The organism is Dactylosporangium sp. McL0621 (assembly GCF_049995355.1).
Classification (GTDB): Bacteria; Actinomycetota; Actinomycetes; order Mycobacteriales; family Micromonosporaceae; genus Dactylosporangium.
Map to the genome: position 1 here is coordinate 6,174,387 of NZ_CP188259.1, position 18,767 is coordinate 6,193,153.

The window sequence follows — 18,767 nt, forward strand, 5'->3', positions numbered from 1 at the left end:
GACGGCACCCTGCCGCTCGTTCCGGGCATCGACGGTGTCGGTCGCACCGCGGAGGGTGAGCTGTTGTACTTCGTCCGGCCCGACACGGCACTGGGCTCGATGGCCGAGCGGGCTGTGGCGGATCGCCGACGTACCGTGACGCTTCCGGACGGCACCGACCCGGTGGCCGTCGCGGCGGCGATGAACCCCGGCATGTCCTCCTGGATCGGCCTGCGCCGGCGCGGCTTCGACGTCGCCGGCAAGGACGTCCTCGTGTTCGGGGCCACCGGGAATGCGGGCCTGCTCGCGGTGCAGGTGGCCAAGCACCTCGGTGCGGCGCACGTCACCGGGGCCGGCCGGGACCCACGGCGGCTGGCCCTGCTGCCGTCGCTCGGCGCCGACGCGGCGATCGGCCTCGACGAGGTGGCCAAGGCCGCGGACGTCGACGTGGTCCTCGACTACCTGTGGGGTCCGCCGGCCGAGCACGCCCTGCCCGCCCTGCTCACCGCCCGCGACGACCGCTCCAAGGCGCTCGCCTGGGTGCAGATCGGGTCGGTCGCCGGGCCGGATGTCGCGCTGCCGTCGTACCTGCTCCGCGCGGCCAACGTCTCGATCATGGGCAGCGGGCAGGGCTCAGTGCCCACGGCCGGCATCGTGGCCGAACTGCCGGCGCTGGCGGCGCAGATCGCGGCCGGGGCGTTCGCGGTGAACCCGGTCGCCGTCCCGCTCGCCGACGTCACCGCCGCCTGGGCCGCGCCCGTCGAGCCCGGCCGGCGCATCGTGCTCGTCCCCTGAGGCCGCGGCCTCCCGGCGGAACAGGTTCGTCTCCGCCGCCTGGTGCAGATCGATCTCGTGTACCAGCATCCGCGCGGTGTCGTCGTCGAGCTCGCCGCGCATCACCGCGTTCACCACGGCCGACCGCTGCGCGTCGAAGCCCTCGGTGGTGGGTTCGGCGCCCGGAGTCACCGTTGTCCAGATGATCGCCTGGCCGCGCTCCAGGAGCGCGTCGGCGCGCTCGCGCTCACCGTGCGTGTCGATCTTCAGGCGGCGGGCCAGCGCCCGGATCGTGGTGCCCTGGATGAGCAGCGTGCCGAGCGTGACGAACAGGGCGATCGCCTGAATCGCGTCGCGGCCCGGGAACTCCTCGCCGTTGTGCAGGGTGTGCGGGACCGCGGCCGCCGCGGCCAGGGTCAGGATGCCGCGCATGCCGGTCCAGCCGACGATCAGCGACTCCCGGGGCGTCGGCGCGCCCAGCGGCCCCTGCCACTCGCCCATCGACTGGCCCCGGCGGCGACCCTGCGTCCGGGCCTGCGCACGGCGGGTGACCCGCTCCCGGAACCGCGCATCGGTCTCCATCCGCCGCACGAACGCGCGGCGGCGCATGTCCCACCACGTGAACGACGCCCACACCGCGGCGAGCCGGAACACGATGACGGTCACCAGCAGCACCACCGTGGCGACCAGCGTGATCGTCAGGCCCGGCTTCGCCGCGGCGTGCGCGAGGTCGGCGATGACGAACCGCAGCTGCAGCCCGATGTAGGCGAACACGAACGTCTCCAGCAGGAAGTCCAGCACCGGCCAGACCGCGTCCTCCTGCAGGCGGGTGCGGAACGCGCCCGGGTACTGGTGCTGCGGGTCCAGGGTCGTGTTCGCGCTGAACAGAAACGCGCAGCACACGACGGCGAGGATGCCGGAGGCGTGGATCTGCTCGGCGGTCAGGAACGCGGTGAACGGCAGCAGCAGGACCAGCGACGTCTCCAGCACCGTGTTGTGCAGCCGCGGCCGCAGCCACAGCGCGAGCGCCGCGAACAGCCCGCCGATGATCAGGCCGGTCACCGCGGTGTACGCGAACAGGCCGAACGCATTGTCGAACAGCGTCTCCCCGGCCCCGGCCGCGGCCGCCGCGAGCCCGAACAGCGTCAGCGCCGTCGCGTCGTTGACCAGGCTCTCGCCGGTCAGGATCGCCGACACCCGCCGCGGCAGGCCGAGCTCGTCACCGTGCGAAACCGTGGTGATCGTGTCCGGCGGCGCGAGCACCGCCCCCAGCAGCAGCGCCGCCGGCAGCCCCAGCGCCGGCATCAACCAGTTCCCGACCAGCCCGACCACGCCCGCGGTGAGCACGACGAGGGTCACGCCCAGGGTGAGGATCGGCCGCAGATTCTGCGTGAACCCCGAGAACGATGCGTTGCGGGTCGCGGAGTAGAGCAGCGGCGGGACGACGACCGCCAGAATCAGTTCACTGTCCAGTTCCAGCCGCGGTACCCCGGGCAGGAACGACGCCGCCGCGGCCAGGATCACCACGACCAGGCCCGGCTGCACGCCCCTGCGGTGCGCGAGCGCGGACACCGCGATGCCCCCGACGATGATGAGCAGCAGCTGGACACCGTTCACGGAAGATCACCCTAGTGTGGTACGTCAGCCGGCACGCATGAACTCGTAGGCGCCGCGCAACCGGGTGTGCAGCAGCCCCGACGCCAGACCGACATCGAGGCGGATGTCACCGGGGCGTCCCGAGCCGCTGGCGGAGCGGAGTTTCCCCACGTCGAGGCCGTCGCGCTCGGCGACGAGGACGCCCAGGTCGTACCGGCTGACCGGGTCGGCCCCGGCCACGTTGATGACGCCGCGGAAGTCGCCGGCCCCCAGCTCCAGCAGCGCGTCGGCGAGATCGTCGACGTGCACCGGCCGGCGGATCTCGTCCGTGAACAGCGCCCCGTCGGCCCGCCCCGCCACCAGGTCGTGCGTGAGGTGCTCGTGGCCGCCGTTGCCGTCGCCGAGGATCAGCGACGTGCGCACGACCACGGCCCCGGGCGCGATCGCCCGCACCGCCGTCTCGGCCGCCGCCTTCGCCGCGCCGTACGGGTAGATCGGGTCCGGCCGGTCGGCCTCCGTGTACTCGCGCCCGGCGCGGCCGGAGAAGACCGCGTCGCTGGACACGTGCACCAGACGAACGCGTTCGCCGCAGGCCAGGGCCACGTTCGCGGCGCCGTCCGCGTTCGTCACCCAGTCGTTGCGGTCCCGCCCGGCCGCCGCGTGGATCACCAGGTCCGGCGCGGCGGCGTCCACCACGTCCTGCACCGCCTCCCGGTCGCGGATGTCGAGCCGCACCGGGCTGATCGCGGGGCTCACGCCGCCGCCCACCGCCTCGATCCATGGCCGGACGTGGGTGCCGAGCACGGTGTGGCCCGCGGCGACGGCCAGGGCCGCGACCCGGCGGCCGAGGGAGCCCGTCGCGCCGGTGATCAGGATTCGCGCCATGGGCATAAGTAGTACCGGAGAGCTACTCGTAGATCGCTCCGTGGCGCGACGTGACGGGTCGTGTCGCGCCCGTACGGTCCCGCCATGACAACCGAACGTGACCGTGCCGTCGACGCCTTGCGTGTCGTCGCCATCCTCGGGGTGGTGCTCGGCCACTGGCTCGTCACCGCCCTGGTCGTGGACGGCGACGCGGTCCGGGTCGCCAGTCCGCTGCGCGCCGTGCCCGGCCTCGCCCCGGCGTCGTGGCTGTTCCAGACCCTGGCGCTGTTCTTCTTCGTCGGCGGCCTCGTCGCCAGCCGGCCCTCCGCGGCCCGGCGGCCCGCGCACCGGCAGTGGGTCTCGGCGCGGCTGCAGCGGCTCTTCCGGCCGGTCATCGTGCTCGTCGCCGTGTGGAGCGCGATCGTGATCGCGGCGACACTCTGGGCGTACGTCGAGCCGGGCGGGCTCGCCACCGCGCTGCGGTCACACACCGTGCTGAAGCTTGTCGCGTCGCCGCTGTGGTTCCTGCTCGTGTTCGCCGCGCTCACCATGGCCAAGCCGCTCGTCGGGCGGCTGCACCCCGGGTGGCCGCTCGCCGTCGTCGCCGCCGTGGACCTCGGGCGGTTCGCGCTCGGCGCGCCGGCCTGGACCGGCTGGATCAACCTGGCCGCCGGCTGGCTGGTGCCGTTCTGCCTGGGCGCGGCCTGGTCCCGGGGCGCATTCCGGTCCCGGGGCGTCGCCTGGGCGCTGCTGGCCGGCGGCGCGGGCGCGACCGTGGTGCTGGTGCGCTGGTTCGGGTACCCGGTGTCGATGGTCGGCGTGCCCGGTCAGCGCATCTCCAACCTGAACCCGCCGACCCTCGCGGCCGTCACGTTCGGTGTCGCCCAGTGTGGCCTTGCGCTGCTGCTGCTGCCGGCCCTGCGCCGCGTCATGCGGCACGACGGGCCGTGGCGGACGGTGAGCGCGGTGAACCGCTCCGCGATGACGATCTTCCTGTGGCACCAGACCTCGCTGCTCGCGGTCTCGCTGCTCGTGCCGGGCCCGCGGGCCGGGCTGCAGACCGCGCCCTCGGATGCGTCGTGGCTGTTCGCGCGCGTGCTGTGGCTGCCCGGGTTCGCGCTCGTGCTGGCCGGCTGCTGGGGGCTGTTCCATCGGTACGAGCGGCAGCGCTCCGTGGCCGCGTCCCCGGCCGCGCCGGCAACGGCGGCGGAGGAGGAGCTGGCGCAGGTCCGGTGAGCCCGGCCCGCGACTTCGGAGGAGGCCACCGCGCTGGCCGATGCGGCTCAGCACCGCCTCGAAATGGGCCGGCATCGGTGAGCCGCGAGTCGCGCCGGCTCAGTGTGCGGCGGTGAACGCGCCGGCTCAGTGTGCGGCGGCGAACGCGCCGGCTCAGTGTGCGGCGGCGAACACGCCGGCTCAGTGTGCGGCGGCGAACACGCCGGCGCCCTCGATCGGCGGGCAGCCGGGACGGTGGTACACGACGCGGGCCCGAGGTCCGGGAGCGTCGGTCGGATCGGCTCAATCCGTGGCGGTGGTGACTCCGGGGCCGTGGGCGCGGGCCACCGTCGCCCAGGCGTTGAGGGTGAACCAGGCCGGCAGCGCGCGGCGTACGTGCTCCGGGCCCAGCACCTGCAGGGCCCCGTCGCGCTGGGCGTGCTGCCACGACACGTCGCCGCGCCACACCTCGGTCAGGCGGCGCAGGGAGCCGGCCACGGTCACGGTCACGGGGAAGCCGGGGTCGTAGTCGCACACGTCGGCCTCGCGGGAGGCGATCACCATCCACCAGTACCGCAGCGTGCCCGGCACGTCGGTGAACTCGAAGTGCACCACCGAGCGGCCGTGCGGCACGGCGTCGTGGTCGACCTGGCGGTGCATGTCCCACAGCAGCAGCTTCGGGTCCAGGTCGGCGTCGCCGAGCTCGCCGATCCAGCGCACGCCCCACACCGCGATCGCCTGCACGATCGGGACCAGCTCGAGGCCGGCGTCGGTGAGCACGTACCGGCCGTCCTCGTGGCGGATCAGGCTGGCCACGGCGAGGCTGTGCAGCCGCTTCGACAGCAGCGCCGGCGAAATCCGGGGCAGGCCGCGGCGCAGGTCGCTGAAGCGCTCGCTGCCCGTCATGAGCTCGCGCAGGACGAGCATGGTCCAGCGCTCGTCGAGCAGCTCCATCGCCTTGGCGACGGGGCAGAACTGGTAGTAGCCGGCGCCCATGCCCGCAGCGTAGGCCCGTGTGGTCGTCGGGCCGCCGGTCTGTCTTCAAGGTGTCGCAGCGGGTGAGGTACAGATCGTGTACTAGTTGCGGCCGGGAGGGGGCACTTAGCGTGCCGTCATGACCACTCCCTTGAAGGCCAAGCACCGCGCGATTTGGGGTTCCGGCGACTACGCGGCCGTCGCCGCGGACATCATTGCGAGTCTGGGGCCGTTACTCGTCGAGGCGTGCGGCATCGGGCCCGGCCAGCGGGTGCTCGATGTCGCGGCCGGTACCGGCAACGCCGCCGTTCCCGCCGCGCTCGCCGGGGCCGACGTCACGGCCAGCGATCTCACGCCGCGGCTGCTGGAGACCGGGCAGCGGCTGGCCGAGGAGCAGGGGCTCAAGCTGACCTGGGCCGAGGCCGACGCCGAGGCGTTGCCGTTCAGGGACGGGGAGTACGACTGCGTGATCTCCTGCGTCGGCGTCATGTTCGCGCCGTTCCATCAGGCGGCCGCCGACGAGCTGGTCCGGGTCTGCCGGCCCGGCGGGACGATCGGGCTGATCAGCTGGACGCCCGGCGGGTTCGTCGGGCAGCTGTTCGGGGCGATGAAGCCGTTCGCCGCGCCGCCGCCGGCCGGGGCGCAGCCGCCGCCGCTGTGGGGCGACGAGAGCCACGTCCGCGCCCTGCTCGGGGACCGGGTCACGTCCGTACGGGCCGAGATCCGGACGGTGCGGGTCGAGGTGTTCGCCGAGCCGGACGCGTTCCGGGAGTACTTCAAGCGCAACTACGGGCCGACGCTCGCGGTCTACCAGACGCTGGCCGCGGACCCTGCCCGCACCGCCGAGCTGGATGCCGCCCTGGACGCGCTCGCCGCCAGGTTCCGGGCGTCCGACGGCTCGATGGAATGGGAGTACCTGCTGCTGACCGCCGGCCGCGTCGAAGCGTGAGCGGCATCAGGCGGCGGGTGGCCGGGAAGGTGAGGGGGCCGCCGCGGCGCCGTGTGGGTGCGGTACCGCAAAACCGGCTCCTGACCGCCGGGGATGCTCCGCGAGCGCGGCATGCCCGGTGGTTGGCGCGGGCCCGGGGCCGGATGCACTGGTGTGTTGCCCGGCGCGTTAGTTACTCTTCGGTAGGTGAGCACTGAGGCTTTCGTTTTCGATGCCATTCGCACACCCCGCGGCCGGGGCAAGAAGAACGGCTCGCTGCATGGTGTCAAACCCATCTCGCTCGTCGTCGGGCTGATAGACGAGGTGCGCCGCCGCAATCCGGGGCTCGATCCCGAACGCATCGACGACGTCGTGCTCGGGGTCGTCTCGCCCATCGGCGACCAGGGGTCCGACATCGCCCGCATCGCCGCGATCGCGGCCGGGCTCGGGGAGACCGCGGCCGGGGTACAGCTGAACCGGTTCTGCGCCTCCGGCCTGGAAGCGGTGAACATCGCCGCCCAGAAGGTGCGGGCCGGCTGGGAGGACATCGTCCTCGCCGGCGGGGTCGAGTCGATGTCCCGCGTGGCCATGGGCTCCGACGGCGGCGCGTGGGCGATGGACCCCGAGACCAACCTGGCCACCGGGTTCGTCCCGCAGGGCATCGGCGCCGACCTCATCGCGACCATGGACGGCTACAGCCGCGAGGACGTCGACGCCTACGCGCTGGAGTCGCAGACCCGCGCCGCGAAGGCGTGGGCCGGCGGGTACTTCGCGCGCTCCGTCGTGCCCGTGCGTGACCGCAACGGGCTCGTCGTGCTCGACCGTGACGAGCACATCCGCGCCTCGACCATGGACGGGCTCGGCGCGCTGCCCGCGTCGTTCGGGACCATCGGCGAACTGGGCGGGTTCGACGCCGTGGCGCTGCAGAAGTACCACTGGGTGGAGCGCATCGAGCACGTGCACACCGCCGGCAACTCCTCCGGGATCGTCGACGGGGCGTCGCTGGTGCTGGTCGGCAGCGAGGCCGCGGGCCGCGAGCACGGGCTCACGCCGCGGGCGCGGATCGTCTCGGCCGCCGTGAGCGGCGCCGACCCGCTCATCATGCTCACCGGGCCCGCCCCGGCCAGCCGCAAGGCCCTGGCCAAGGCCGGGCTCACCGTCGACGACATCGCCCTGGTCGAGATGAACGAGGCCTTCGCCGCCGTCGTGATGCACTTCGCCCAGGACATGGGCTTCGCGCTGGACCAGGTCAACGTCAACGGCGGGGCGATCGCGATGGGTCACCCCCTGGGCGCGACCGGTGGCATGCTGCTCGGCACGCTCGTCGACGAGCTCGAGCGCCGCGGCGAGCGGTACGGACTGGCCACGATGTGCGTCGGTGGCGGCATGGGCATCGCGACGATCGTCGAGCGACTGTGAACCGGGGGAGCGACGTGGAGATCATCCGTTACGAGCGCGGCGAGGACGGCGTCGTGCTGCTCACGATGGACGACCCGGCCCGATCCGCGAACACCATGAACGCCGCGTTCACCGCGGCCCTCACCGCCGTGGTCGAACGGCTGTACGCGGAGCGGGCCGAGATCACCGGCGTCATCCTGACCTCGGCCAAGAAGACCTGGTTCGCGGGCGGCGACCTGGACCTGCTGGGCCGCCTCGGCCCCGAGCAGGCGGCCGAGATCATGGCGTCGACCACGCACCTGAAGAGCCTGCTGCGCCGGCTCGAGCAGCTCGGCCGGCCCGTGGTCGCCGCGATCAACGGCTCCGCGCTCGGCGGCGGCCTGGAGCTGGCCCTCGCCTGCCACCGGCGGATCGTGGCCGACGACGCCCGCATCGAGATCGGGTTCCCCGAGGTGACGCTGGGCCTGCTGCCCGGCGCCGGCGGCGTGGTCCGCACGGTGCGGATGCTCGGGATCACCGAAGCGCTCATGCAGGTACTGCTGAAGGGGCAGCGGCACCGTCCGGCCAAGGCCCTGCAGGTCGGGCTCGCCGACGAGGTCGTGCCCGCCGACGCCGTCGTCGACCGGGCCCGGGCGTGGATCGCCGCCAACCCGGGCGCCGTGCAGCCGTGGGACGTCGCGGGGTACAAGATCCCGGGCGGCACTCCCAGCAACCCCAAGTTCGCCGCGAACCTCCCCGCCTTCCCGGCCACGCTGCGCAAGGAGCTCAAGGGCGCTCCGTACCCGGCCCCGCGCAACATCCTGTCCGCCGCGGTCGAGGGCGCCCAGGTGGACCTCGACACCGCGTTCGTGATCGAGGGCCGGTACTTCGTCGAGCTCGCCACCGGCCAGATCGCCAAGAACATGATCAAGGCGCTGTTCTTCGACCTCCAGGCCGCGAACTCGCGCGGCAGCGGCAAGGTCGCCTTCCGCAAGGTCGCCGTCCTCGGGGCCGGGATGATGGGCGCCGCGATCGCGTACGTGTGCGCGAAGTCGGGCCTCGACGTGGTCCTGAAGGACGTCACCCTCGAAGGGGCGCGGAAGGGCAAGGCGTACGCCGAGAGCCGCCGCCACGACCAGGCGCTCCTGGACCGGATCACCCCGACCGCGGACGTCGCCGACCTCGCCGGCGCCGACCTCGTCATCGAGGCCGTGTTCGAGGACCCGGGCCTGAAGCACAAGGTGTTCGCGGAGATCGAGGGCGTCGTCGCGCCCGACGCGCTGCTGTGCTCCAACACCTCGACGCTGCCGATCTCCCTGCTCGCCGAGGGCGTCCGCCGCCGCGCCGACTTCATCGGCCTGCACTTCTTCTCACCCGTCGACAAGATGCCGCTCGTCGAGGTCATCCGCGGCGCCGAGACGTCCGACGCCGCGCTGGACAAGGCGCTGGCGGTGGTACGGCTGCTGAAGAAGACGCCGATCGTCGTCAACGACAGCCGCGGCTTCTTCACCAGCCGCGTCATCGGCACGTTCACGATGGAGGGGCTGCGGATGCTCGCCGAGGGCGTGCCGGCCCCGTCGATCGAGCAGGCCAGTCTCCAGGCCGGATACCCCGCGCCGGTACTGCAGCTGATGGACGAGCTCACCCTCACCCTGCCCCAGAAGATCCGCAACACGACCGCGGCCGCGATCGTCGCCGAAGGCGGCACATGGACGCCGAGCCCCGCCGACGCGCTCATCGACCGGATGGTCGACGAGTTCGGCCGGCCGGGACGCTCGGGCGGGGCGGGCTTCTACGAGTACACGGACGGCAAGCGCACCGGCCTGTGGCCCGGCCTGCGCGAGCACTTCGCGTCCGCCGCGGCGGCGGTGCCGTTCGCGGACATGCAGGAGCGGATGCTGTTCGCCGAGGCGCTCGAGTCCGTCAAGTGCCTCGACGAGGGCGTCCTCACGTCGGTCGCCGACGCGAACGTGGGCTCGATCCTGGGCATCGGCTTCCCGGCCTGGACGGGCGGTGTGCTGCAGTACGTCAACCAGTACGACGGCGGCCTTCCGGGCTTCATCGCCCGCGCCGAGGAGCTGGCCGAACGCTACGGCGAGCGCTTCACCCCGCCGCCGCTGCTGCGCGCCAAGGCCGCGGAGGGCGCGAGCTTCGTGTAGCGGTGTCACTGGGCGGCGGGCTGTCTCGTCCCAGGGGCATGAACCTTGCGCTGTGGATCGCCACCGGTGTGCTCGCCCTCATCGCGTTCGCCGGCGGCGTCACCAAAACGTTCGTGCCCATGGAGAAGCTCACCCGGCTGCGGGGCGCCGGGTGGACCCGCGACGCCCGGGCCGGATTCGTGCGTACGCTCGGTGTGCTCGAAGTCGCCGCCGCCGTCGGGTTTCTCGTCGCGCCGGTGCTCGCGGCGGTCACCGCCGGGTGTTGGATCCTGCTCATGGTCGGGGCGGCGGTTACGCACGCGCGGCGCGGCGAGGGCTGGCTCGCGGCGGTCAACGTCGTGTACCTCGCCCTCGCCGCGTTCGTGCTCGCCGGGCGGGTCGCCTGACATGGGGCGCGGCGAGGAGTTCGAGGCGCTGCGGCCGCTGCTGTTCTCGATCGCGTACCGCGTGCTCGGCAGCGTCGGCGAGGCCGAGGACGCGGTGCAGGAGACCTGGCTGCGGTACGCCGCGACGCCCGCCGAACCGCGCAACGTCCGCGCGTTCCTGGCCACGACCGTCACCCGGATCGCGATCGACGTGCTGCGCTCGGCGCGGGTGCGGCGGGAGTCGTACGTCGGGCCGTGGATCCCCGAGCCGCTGCTCTCGGACCCGTACGAGGACCCGGCGCGGGCCGCGGAGCTCGCCGACTCGGTGTCCACGGCGGCGCTGCTGCTCCTGGAGCGGCTCAGCCCCCTGGAACGGGCCGTGTTCGTGCTGCGCGAGGTGTTCGACTTCGGCTTCCCCGAGGTCGCCGCGGCCGTCGGGCGGTCCGAGGCGGCGTGCCGGCAGCTCGTCGTCCGGGCCCGCCGGCACATGGCCGAGGGGCGGCCCCGGTTCGCCGCCGACCGCCGCGAACGCGAGGCCCTCGCCGCCCGCTTCTTCGGCGCCCTGCGCGAAGGCGACGTCGCCGGGCTGCAGTCGATGCTCGCCGCCGACGCGACAGTGGTCGGCGACGGCGGCGGGAAGGCGCCGCAGCTGGCCCGGCCGATCGCCGGGGCCGTCAACATCGCCCGGCTGCTGGGCGCGCTGTTCCCGCGGATGGCCCGGGCCGCCGTGACCCTGCAGCCGCACGAGGTCAACGGCGAACCGGGGGCGATCGCCCGGGACCGCGACGGCCGGGTCCTGCACACGATGGCCCTCGACATCCTCGACGGCCGCGTCCAGACCATCCGGGTCGTCATCAACCCCGACAAGCTCCGGCACGTGGGGCCGGTCGCGGACGCGTGGGCCCTCAACGAGGAGCTGCGCCGCGACCGGTAGGCCCCTACGCGGCGTTGATGAGCTGGTCGAAGCCGGCGTGCAGGTCGGCCGAGATGTCCGCGTGGCCCAGGCGGCGCAGAATCCACAGCGACGCCAGCAGCGCCGGCCGTTCGTCGCCGCGCTCGGCCGCCCACGCCGCGTGCTCCAGCAGCAGCGCCGCCGTCAGCGCGTGGCCCAGGCGCAGGGCCAGCTCCCGCGCGCCGGCCGCGACCCGCGGGTCACGGGGGTCGGCGGCCGCGGTGGCGATGTCGGCCGCGAGCCGGGCGGTCGCGGCGGCCAGGGCCTCGGCGACGCCCGGGAGCCGGTGCGTGGCCGCGTCGGCGGCCGCGGTGAGGCGCAGCAGCAGCGGCCGGGCGCCGTCGCCGGAGCCGAGGGCGCGCAGGACGTCGACGGAGAGCACGTTCGTGGTGCCCTCCCAGATCGGCAGCACCTGGGCGTCGCGCAGCAGCCGCGGGATGCCGGTGTCCTCGACGTAGCCGGCGCCGCCGAAGCACTCCAGGTACTCGCTCGCCGACGCGACCGCCAGCCGGCCCGTCGTCAGCTTGGCCAGCGGCGCGGCCAGGCGCAGCTCCGCGGCCGCGGCGGCGTCGCCGTGCTCGGCCCGGCCCAGCAGCGCGAACGAGTGCGCGGCGAGCGCGAACGCGCCGGCCGCGTCGACCGCGAGAGCGCCGAGGGTGGCGCGGTGCAGCGGGTTGTCGGCGAGCAGGCCGCCGGCGACGGTGCGCTCGGCCGCGTAGGCGAGCGCGTACTCCAGGCCGCGGCGCATCCCGCCCGCGGCCGCGGCCGCGTTGTGCAGGCGCGTGACGACGACCAGCGTCATCATCGCGGCCAGGCCGGGCTGCCCCGGGTCGGTGAGCGGGAACGCGGGGACCCCGTCGAGGCGGACCTCGCCCGTCGGGACCGCGCGGGTGCCGAGCTTGTCCTTGAGCCGCAGCACCTGCAGGCCCGGCGCGGGCGAGCGGCCGTCGGCGCCGTAGCGCGGCACGAGGAACGGCACCAGGTGGCGGCTGCCCGGCCCGGCGCCCTCGGGCCGGGCCAGAGCCACCGCCATCGCCGAGTCGATCGCCGAGCAGAACCACTTGTCGCCGGTCAGCGCCCAGCCGCCGGCGCCGTCGGGGTGGGCCGCGGTCGTCGAGCGGCCGATGTCGGAGCCGCCCTGCGACTCGGTCATCCACTGCCCGGACGTGATCGCGACCGCCGGGTCGGTGGCGACGAGCCGGGCCAGCCACCCGGGCTGCGCGCCGGTCTGGGTGAGCAGCGCGGCCGCGCCGTCGGCCATCGCGACCGGGCACGAGAACGTCGCCGACTCCGGGCCCCACAGGTGCAGCAGCGCCTGCTGCACGACCCGCGCGCCGGGGCCCCAGGTGTCGCGGGCCTCGGGCAGGTACGGCAGGGCGACGACGCCGTGCCGGGCCGCCGCCGCGCGCTGGGCCTGCCACCCGGCGGACGTGTCGACGCGCTCGATCCGCTCGCCCCACGCGTCGAAGCGGGTCAGCGCCGGCGGGTGGGTCTCGGCGTCGTGGTGCGCCGCCCGCAGCGGGCCGATGACCTCGGCGGACAGGTCCGACAGGCGCTGCTTGGCGGCGGCGTGCCCGTCCTCGCCCAGCAGCCGGTCGAGCCAGCCGCGCAGCTGGGGGTCGGCGGTGTACGGGTCACGCAGCGACGGCCCGGTCTGCACGAATCGCGTCATGGCTCACAGGTTACCGCCGGGTACGGTGGTGATACTGGGTGCCGTGACCCTGCACATCGACACGGCCCAGCGCCGCGCCCGCCTCGCCGTGCGGCACGGGCTCGCCGGAGCGGTACCGGCCGGGAAGACCCCCGAGGACGTCGCCGCCGACCTCGTCGCGCTGCACGCCACCGACCCGGCGACCGTGCACCTGTCCGTCGCCGCCCGCCTGCACCGGCCCCTCGTCGCGACGCTCGAGGACGCCCTGTACGAGCGGCGCACGCTGCTGCGGATGCTCGGCATGCGCCGCACGATGTTCGTGGTCCCGTCCGCCTTCGCCGCGGTCGTGCAGGCCGGCGCCGCCCGCGCGGTCGCCGCCGAGCAGCGGCGGCTGCTCGTCAAGCACCTGACCGAGACCGGGGTCGGCGACGCGGCCTGGCTCGAGGACGTCGCCGAGTCCACCTACGAGGCGCTGCGCCGCCGCGGCCGCGCGACCGCCGCCCAGCTGGCCGCCGACGAGCCGCGCCTGCGCAGCCTCATGGTGTTCCCGCAGGGCAACCAGTACGTGACCAGCCGCGTCCTGCTGCTGCTGGCCGCGGACGGGCGGATCGTGCGGGGGCGGCCGCTCGGCACGTGGATCAGCAGCCAGTACGCGTGGTCGTGCCTGCCCGACTGGCTGCCCGAGCCGCTGGCCGACCTGGACCCGGCCCACGCGCGGGCCGAGCTCGCGCGGGCGTGGCTGGCGCGCTTCGGCCCCGGTACCGCCGCCGATCTCAAGTGGTGGACGGGCTGGACGATGACGCAGACCCGCGCCGCCCTGCGCACGCTGGAGGCCGTCGAGGTGGGGCTGGACGGCGGCGAGACCGGCTTCGTCCTGCCCGGCGACACCGAACCGGTCGACGACCCCGGCCCCTGGGTGGCGCTACTGCCCGGACTGGACCCGACGGTCATGGGGTTCCAGAGCCGGCAGTGGTACCTCGGGCCGCACGCGCCGGCGCTGTTCGACCGCACCGGCAACGCCGGGCCGACGATCTGGTCGGACGGGCGGATCGTCGGCGGATGGGCGCAGCAGGCCTCGGGCCGGGTCGCGACCGAACTGGTCGAGGAGGTCCCCGCGGCCGTGCGCAACGCGGTCCGGCGAGCGGCGGATGAACTCGCGGGTTGGCTGGGCGACGCCCGGGTGACTCCCAGGTTCCGGGCGCCACTCGAGCGAAAATTGTCCGACGCCGCCGGTACGGTCGTCGCATGACGGTGGTTGCACGCTTCTTCGGCCCCGCGGGTCACCCGTTCTGCCTGGCCGCCGAGCCGGAGGCGGCCGCGTGACGGCGGTGTGCTGGGTGCTCGCGTATCTGGCGGCGCTGTACACGCTGGTGCGTGCGTGCGGAGCCGAACGCGGGACGCCGCTGGTGCAGCTGATCACCTACACGCCGTACGCGGCCGTGGGCTCGCTCCTCGCGGGCGGCGGGGTCCTGTTCGTCTCGGCGCCGGCCGGGCTGGTGCTCATCGCGTCCGGGCTGGTGCTGGCCGCGCTGGTCGCACCGCGGCTGGTGCCGGGCCGGATGCCGCGGGAAGGGGTGCGGCTGCGGGTGATGTGCGCGAACCTGCTGTACGGGCGCAACGCCACCCCGGGGTTCATCGAGCAGCTCAAGGTCGACGACATCGATGTGCTCGCGGTGCAGGAGCTCACCGCCGACGGGCTGGCCGCGCTGGACGAGGCCGGGATCGACGCCCTGCTGCCGTACCGGGTCGTGGCCCCGGCCCCGGGCGGCGGCGGCTCGGGCCTGTTCAGCCGCCACCCGATCTCGGCGCCGGTGTCGCGCACGCTCGAGGCGATCCCGATGTGGCAGACGGCGGCGACGGTCCACGTGCCCGGCGCCGGGCCGGTGCTCGTCGAGTCCGCGCACCCGTACCCGCCGCGGCAGCGCCGCGTGCGGATCTGGCGGGACCAGATCGCCACGCAGGCCGTACCGGCCGCCGGCGGGCCGCCGCGGGTCCTGCTCGGCGACTTCAACGCCACCCTCGACCACGCCGCGCTGCGCCGGCTGCTGCGGGCCGGGTACCGCGACGCCGCCGCCGAACGGGGCCGGGGGCTGCTGCCGACCTGGCCGTGCCGGACCGAGACCCTGCCCTTCTGGACGCCGCCGATCACCCTCGACCACGTGCTGGTCGACCGCCGCGTCGGGGTGCGGGAGTTCGGGGTCCGGGCGGCGGGGGAGAGCGACCACCGGCCGGTCGTCGCCGAGCTTGTCCTGCCGGCAACCTGATGGCGGTGCGGCTGGTGCAGGTGAACCTCAAGGCCCGCGACGACGTGGCGCTGGGCCGGTTCTGGGCGGCGGCGCTCGGCTGGACCGCGTCCGGGTCGGGCCGCGGCGCGACCCCCGTGGCCCCGGTCGGCTTCGACTGGACCGATCCCGACGCCCCGGTCTGCGTCGACGTGATCGCCGTGCCGGACCCGGAAACGGTGCGGTACCGCATGCACATCGACCTGGCCACCACCTCGGCGGCGCATCAGGCGGAGCTGGTCGCGCGGCTGCTGTCGCTCGGGGCGACGGCCGCCGACATCGGGCAGGGCGACGTGCCGTGGACGGTGCTGGCCGATCCGGAGGGCAACCTGTTCTGCGTGCTGGAGCCGCGGGAGGTGTACCGGGACACGGGGCCGATCGCCGCGGTGGTCGTCGACTGCGCGGACCCGCGGGGCCTGGCCGGGTTCTGGGGGCCGGCGCTGGGCTGGATCTCGCACGAGGTGACCGGCGATTTCGCGCGGCTGCGTTCGGCGTCCGGGAACGGGCCGTTCCTGGAGTTCATCCGGGCGCCCGGCGGGGCGACCGTGTGGCACCGGGCCCATCTCGACGTGGTGCCGTGCGCCGGGGACGAGCAGGCGGCGGAGGTGGCCCGGCTGCGGGCCCTCGGCGTCACGCCCTCCGACGCCGATCCGGGTGACGTCCCGTGGGTGGTCCTGGCCGACCCGGAGGGCAACGACTTCTGCGTGCTCGCCCCGGGCTGAGCTTTTGTTCTTGGCACCACGGGCCTGACAGAGAGGGCCGCCAGGCCCGAACGGTGCCTCGCGGGAGGCACGGTCCGCAAGTGCCGCGGACCCGAGCCATCGCCTTTACGCCCTTCTCCTCGCGCGCGCCGCGGCGAGGGTGTGGGCCGGGTCGCGGTCCAGGTTGTAGCGGTCGCGGTCGTACCGCCGCGTCGTGCGCGGATCCGCGTGGCCCATGGCGTCCTGCACGTCTTCGAGCGGCACGCCCTCGTCGCGGGCCGTCGTCGCGAACGCGTGCCGCAGCGAGTGCGGGCTCAGCCGCTCCCACGCGGGCACGGCCGCGTCCCGGGCCAGGCGCCGCACCAGCCGGAACACGGCGTGCCGGTCGACCCGCCCGCCCGTCGCGGTCGCGAACAGCGGGCCCGGGGTCTCGCCGCGCTGCGGCAGGTACTCGTCGATGGCCCGCACCACGCCCGGCGTCAGCGCGCGGCGGCGCGGCTTGCCGCCCTTGCCGGTGAACCGCACGGTGCGGTGCCCGCGCTCGGCGCCCAGGTCCTCGACGTCCAGGGCGACGACCTCGCCGACGCGCAGGCCCAGGTCGGCGAGCAGGGCCAGGACCGCGCGGTCGCGGGCCGCGGTCGGGCCGTCGAGCCGCTCGGCGGCGGCGAGCATCGCGTCGACCTCGGCCGCGGCCAGCCCGACGGTCGCGGACACGTCCCGGTTCACCCGCGGCCGGTCCGCGCCGCCGACCGGGTTGGCCTTGACCGCCTCCAGCCGCAGCAGGAACGCGTACCAGCTCGACAGCGCCGAGAGCTTCCGGGCGACGCTCGCCGGGGCCAGCACGCGGCCGCTGCGCTCGTCGACCGTCGACTCGAGGTCCCGCGCGTACGCGTTGACGTGCAGGAACGAGGCGCGCAACGGGTCCAGGCCGCGCTGCGCGCACCAGGCCAGGTACTGGTGGACGTCGCGGCGGTACGCGGCCCGGGTGTGCGCGGACAGGCGCCGGTTGGCCAGCCACGCCTCGGTGAAGTCGGCCGAGCCGTCGGCGGGCGCGGGCAGGCCGGGCGGGGTGAGGCGCTCAGGGGTGGTCATGGCTACGGGTTGACCGACCACACGGTGGTGCGCTTGACCGGGGCGTCTTCCAGCGTCTGCGGTACCGGCACGTCGTACTCGGCCAGCAGCGTCAGGTGCTCGCGCGGCAGGTAGGCCCGGCCCGGGTCGCCGACGAGCACGGTCGACCCGCCGCGCGCGGCCCGGCGCAGGTAGTCCAGCATCCGCCGGGTCATCTCCCGGCTGTAGAACACGTCGCCGGCCAGCACGACGTCGGCGTCCGGCTCCTGCTCGAGCACGTCGGCGAGCAGCGGCGTGACCGCGACCCCGTTGGCCTCGGCGTTGATCCCGATCGCGGCCACCGCGAGCTCGTCGATCTCGACCGCGGTGACCCGGGCCGCGCCCGCCTTCATCGCGGCGATGGCGACCAGCCCCGAGCCGGCCGCGAGGTCGAGCACGGTCCGGCCGGTGAGCAGCTCCGGGTGGTCGAGGGTGTACCGCGCGAGCGCCTGACCGCCCGCCCACGCGAACGCCCAGAACGGCGGCGGCATCTGCCCGCCCTGATCGGTTTCGGTCCGCTCCCAGAGCTCGATGGCCTCGTCGGCGAGCCGCAGCCGGACCTCGGGGGTGAGCGGGACCGGGGCGAGGCGGGTGTTGTCGAGCACGAATTGCGCCATCATCGCTGCGGACGGTACCAAGCTCGCTGTCACTCGTGCGTGCGACGCCCCGCGCGGGCCGCCCCCGGTACCGTCGCTGCATGGGGGGAGATGCCGTATTCGTCTGGATCATGCTCGGCCTGTCGGTGGTCGTGCTGGTCCTGATCGCGCTGTACGTCGACTCCTGGCGCCGCAAGGACGACGCCTGAGTTATCCACAGGCGCGGACCGCCGCTTCCCGCCGCCGGGCGGGCGTGGTGGGCTTGGGCACATGGTGCCTCCACCCCTGCCACCGGGCATCGCGGCCACCCTCGACGCCCTGCGCGCCGACGCCGCCACCTGGCTCGCCGCCGCCGCGGCGATGAGCACGGCCGCCGACGCCGCCGCCGGCCTGACCCTCGACGCGGGCCGGATGTCCGCCGCGGCCGAGCTGGCCGGCCTCACCCGGGTCTACGGCGAGGTCCGCGCCCGCGCCGCGGACCTGCTCGCCGGGGCGGCCCGCGCCGGCGCCACCACGGCCGCCGCCCTGGACGAGGCCGCCGACGCCTACGAGCGCGGTGACCGCTGGTGAACGATTTCGGACACCTGCTCGACGTGGCGGAGCGCCTGCTCGACACGGCCGCCGGGCACGCCGACGCGGTCGTCGCCGACACCCGGCACTGGGCCCGCGTCATCGGCCCGGCCACCGGCCTCACCGGCCCGCTCATCGCCGCCGTGGCACGGGCCGCGGCCGACGCCTACGCCCAGGTCCGCCCCATGTTCGACCGGCCCGCCGACCCGCTCGCCCTGTGGCAGGCCGCCAACCGCTGGAGCGACGCGATCGCGGCCCCGGCCCGCTCGGCCGCCGCCGGCCTCGCCCGGTCCAACAGCCACTGGCAGGGGCCGGCCGCGGAGGCGTACCTGGCGACCGCCGGCCCCCAGCAGGAGACGCTGCACCGGCTGGAGACCGCCGCGACCGGCACGGCGGCCGCGCTGCGCGAGGCGGGCGCGGCCCTGGTCGCGTACTGGACCGCGCTCGGCTCGGCCCTGTCCGCCCTCGCCGGCAACCTCGGCCTCGCGGCTGCCGCGGCCGCCGACCCGGCCACCGCGGCCGCGGGCGCCGCGGCCGCCCTGGCCGCACTCGAGCAGTTCCTGACCGTGTCGGCCGGCCTCATGCGGGCGCTGACCCTGGAGGCCGACCGGCTCCGCGGCGCCCAGCAGGCCACCCTCGCGCAGCTCGCCGAAAGGGGTTGCTAGGCTCACGT

General features: G+C 74.8%; 17 protein-coding genes and 1 pseudogene. 12 read left to right on the forward strand and 6 right to left on the reverse strand.

Annotated elements, in window-relative coordinates:
* Positions 1-192: 192 nt before the first annotated feature.
* Positions 193-555 (forward strand): annotated as a pseudogene (locus ACPPVO_RS29245) (zinc-binding dehydrogenase); the annotation flags it as partial.
* Positions 556-612: 57 nt separating this feature from the next.
* Here the strand turns inward: ACPPVO_RS29245 and ACPPVO_RS29250 are convergent.
* Positions 613-2,370, reverse strand: coding sequence for a cation:proton antiporter (locus tag ACPPVO_RS29250; protein ID WP_426514342.1), 1,758 nt, complete (start codon positions 2,368-2,370; stop codon positions 613-615).
* 24 nt (positions 2,371-2,394) lie between these two features.
* Positions 2,395-3,234, reverse strand: coding sequence for an SDR family oxidoreductase (locus tag ACPPVO_RS29255; RefSeq protein WP_426514343.1), 840 nt, complete (start codon positions 3,232-3,234; stop codon positions 2,395-2,397).
* An 84-nt stretch (positions 3,235-3,318) separates the two neighbouring features.
* Between ACPPVO_RS29255 and ACPPVO_RS29260 the strand changes: the two genes are divergently transcribed.
* Positions 3,319-4,449: an acyltransferase family protein gene (locus ACPPVO_RS29260; RefSeq protein WP_426514344.1), complete on the forward strand. Its 1,131-nt coding sequence runs from the start codon at positions 3,319-3,321 to the stop codon at positions 4,447-4,449.
* 282 nt (positions 4,450-4,731) lie between these two features.
* Here ACPPVO_RS29260 and ACPPVO_RS29265 read toward each other — a convergent pair whose 3' ends face one another.
* Positions 4,732-5,424, reverse strand: coding sequence for a winged helix-turn-helix transcriptional regulator (locus ACPPVO_RS29265; RefSeq protein WP_426514345.1), 693 nt, complete (start codon positions 5,422-5,424; stop codon positions 4,732-4,734).
* A 118-nt stretch (positions 5,425-5,542) separates the two neighbouring features.
* On the opposite strand from ACPPVO_RS29265, the gene ACPPVO_RS29270 reads away from it, so the two are divergent.
* From ACPPVO_RS29270 to ACPPVO_RS29290, 5 genes are all read left to right on the forward strand, one after another.
* The gene (locus ACPPVO_RS29270) at positions 5,543-6,352 is read left to right on the forward strand and encodes a class I SAM-dependent methyltransferase (RefSeq protein ID WP_426514346.1); all 810 of its coding nucleotides are present in this window, start codon (positions 5,543-5,545) and stop codon (positions 6,350-6,352) included.
* Between the two features lie 186 nt (positions 6,353-6,538).
* Complete coding sequence (locus ACPPVO_RS29275) at positions 6,539-7,750, forward strand: acetyl-CoA C-acetyltransferase (protein WP_426514347.1); 1,212 nt, start codon at positions 6,539-6,541, stop codon at positions 7,748-7,750.
* Positions 7,751-7,815: 65 nt separating this feature from the next.
* On the forward strand, positions 7,816-9,867 hold the full coding sequence (locus tag ACPPVO_RS29280; protein ID WP_426514716.1) for a 3-hydroxyacyl-CoA dehydrogenase NAD-binding domain-containing protein: 2,052 nt from the start codon (positions 7,816-7,818) through the stop codon (positions 9,865-9,867).
* Between the two features lie 38 nt (positions 9,868-9,905).
* The gene (locus tag ACPPVO_RS29285; protein ID WP_426514348.1) at positions 9,906-10,253 is read left to right on the forward strand and encodes a DoxX family protein; all 348 of its coding nucleotides are present in this window, start codon (positions 9,906-9,908) and stop codon (positions 10,251-10,253) included.
* 1 nt (position 10,254) lies between these two features.
* Positions 10,255-11,166 (forward strand): RNA polymerase sigma-70 factor, encoded by a 912-nt coding sequence (locus tag ACPPVO_RS29290; protein ID WP_426514349.1) that lies wholly within the window; start codon positions 10,255-10,257, stop codon positions 11,164-11,166.
* A gap of 4 nt (positions 11,167-11,170) precedes the next feature.
* On the opposite strand, the gene ACPPVO_RS29295 is transcribed toward ACPPVO_RS29290, so the two are convergent.
* Positions 11,171-12,856 (reverse strand): acyl-CoA dehydrogenase family protein, encoded by a 1,686-nt coding sequence (locus tag ACPPVO_RS29295; RefSeq protein WP_426514350.1) that lies wholly within the window; start codon positions 12,854-12,856, stop codon positions 11,171-11,173.
* A 43-nt stretch (positions 12,857-12,899) separates the two neighbouring features.
* Here ACPPVO_RS29295 and ACPPVO_RS29300 point away from each other — a divergent pair, with 43 nt between their 5' ends.
* The 3 genes from ACPPVO_RS29300 (at position 12,900) to ACPPVO_RS29310 (ending at position 15,839) form a co-directional block, all read left to right on the forward strand.
* Entirely contained in the window at positions 12,900-14,084 is a 1,185-nt protein-coding gene (locus tag ACPPVO_RS29300) for a winged helix DNA-binding domain-containing protein (RefSeq protein WP_426514351.1), read from the forward strand.
* Positions 14,085-14,172: 88 nt separating this feature from the next.
* Positions 14,173-15,099 carry an endonuclease/exonuclease/phosphatase family protein gene (locus ACPPVO_RS29305; protein WP_426514352.1) on the forward strand — a complete coding sequence of 309 codons (927 nt, stop codon included), beginning with the start codon at positions 14,173-14,175 and terminating at the stop codon, positions 15,097-15,099.
* Positions 15,099-15,839, forward strand: a complete 741-nt coding sequence (locus tag ACPPVO_RS29310) for a VOC family protein (protein ID WP_426514353.1) — start codon at positions 15,099-15,101, stop codon at positions 15,837-15,839. The genes ACPPVO_RS29305 and ACPPVO_RS29310 overlap by 1 nt, the downstream gene beginning before the upstream one ends.
* Before the next feature lie 105 nt (positions 15,840-15,944).
* Here the strand turns inward: ACPPVO_RS29310 and ACPPVO_RS29315 are convergent, their stop codons facing one another.
* Both ACPPVO_RS29315 and ACPPVO_RS29320 read right to left on the reverse strand, forming a co-directional pair.
* Positions 15,945-16,910, reverse strand: a complete 966-nt coding sequence (locus ACPPVO_RS29315; RefSeq protein WP_426514354.1) for a tyrosine-type recombinase/integrase — start codon at positions 16,908-16,910, stop codon at positions 15,945-15,947.
* 2 nt (positions 16,911-16,912) lie between these two features.
* The gene (locus tag ACPPVO_RS29320) at positions 16,913-17,548 is read right to left on the reverse strand and encodes a class I SAM-dependent methyltransferase (protein ID WP_360371347.1); all 636 of its coding nucleotides are present in this window, start codon (positions 17,546-17,548) and stop codon (positions 16,913-16,915) included.
* 246 nt (positions 17,549-17,794) lie between these two features.
* Here ACPPVO_RS29320 and ACPPVO_RS29325 point away from each other — a divergent pair, with 246 nt between their 5' ends.
* A complete protein-coding gene (locus ACPPVO_RS29325) occupies positions 17,795-18,094 on the forward strand; it encodes a hypothetical protein (protein WP_426514355.1) in 300 nt (99 codons plus the stop codon).
* Complete coding sequence (locus ACPPVO_RS29330) at positions 18,091-18,759, forward strand: hypothetical protein (RefSeq protein WP_426514356.1); 669 nt, start codon at positions 18,091-18,093, stop codon at positions 18,757-18,759. The genes ACPPVO_RS29325 and ACPPVO_RS29330 overlap by 4 nt, the downstream gene beginning before the upstream one ends.
* Positions 18,760-18,767 lie beyond the last annotated feature (8 nt).

Coding starts and splice junctions, on each gene's coding strand:
- ACPPVO_RS29255 (WP_426514343.1), bottom strand. CDS start 3,234: ATGGCGCGAATCCTGATCACCGGCGCGACGGGCTCCCTCGGCCGCCGG.
- ACPPVO_RS29260 (WP_426514344.1), top strand. CDS start 3,319: ATGACAACCGAACGTGACCGTGCCGTCGACGCCTTGCGTGTCGTCGCC.
- ACPPVO_RS29265 (WP_426514345.1), bottom strand. CDS start 5,424: ATGGGCGCCGGCTACTACCAGTTCTGCCCCGTCGCCAAGGCGATGGAG.
- ACPPVO_RS29270 (WP_426514346.1), top strand. CDS start 5,543: ATGACCACTCCCTTGAAGGCCAAGCACCGCGCGATTTGGGGTTCCGGC.
- ACPPVO_RS29280 (WP_426514716.1), top strand. CDS start 7,816: ATGGACGACCCGGCCCGATCCGCGAACACCATGAACGCCGCGTTCACC.
- ACPPVO_RS29285 (WP_426514348.1), top strand. CDS start 9,906: ATGAACCTTGCGCTGTGGATCGCCACCGGTGTGCTCGCCCTCATCGCG.
- ACPPVO_RS29290 (WP_426514349.1), top strand. CDS start 10,255: ATGGGGCGCGGCGAGGAGTTCGAGGCGCTGCGGCCGCTGCTGTTCTCG.
- ACPPVO_RS29295 (WP_426514350.1), bottom strand. CDS start 12,856: ATGACGCGATTCGTGCAGACCGGGCCGTCGCTGCGTGACCCGTACACC.
- ACPPVO_RS29310 (WP_426514353.1), top strand. CDS start 15,099: ATGGCGGTGCGGCTGGTGCAGGTGAACCTCAAGGCCCGCGACGACGTG.
- ACPPVO_RS29315 (WP_426514354.1), bottom strand. CDS start 16,910: ATGACCACCCCTGAGCGCCTCACCCCGCCCGGCCTGCCCGCGCCCGCC.
- ACPPVO_RS29320 (WP_360371347.1), bottom strand. CDS start 17,548: ATGATGGCGCAATTCGTGCTCGACAACACCCGCCTCGCCCCGGTCCCG.
- ACPPVO_RS29325 (WP_426514355.1), top strand. CDS start 17,795: ATGGTGCCTCCACCCCTGCCACCGGGCATCGCGGCCACCCTCGACGCC.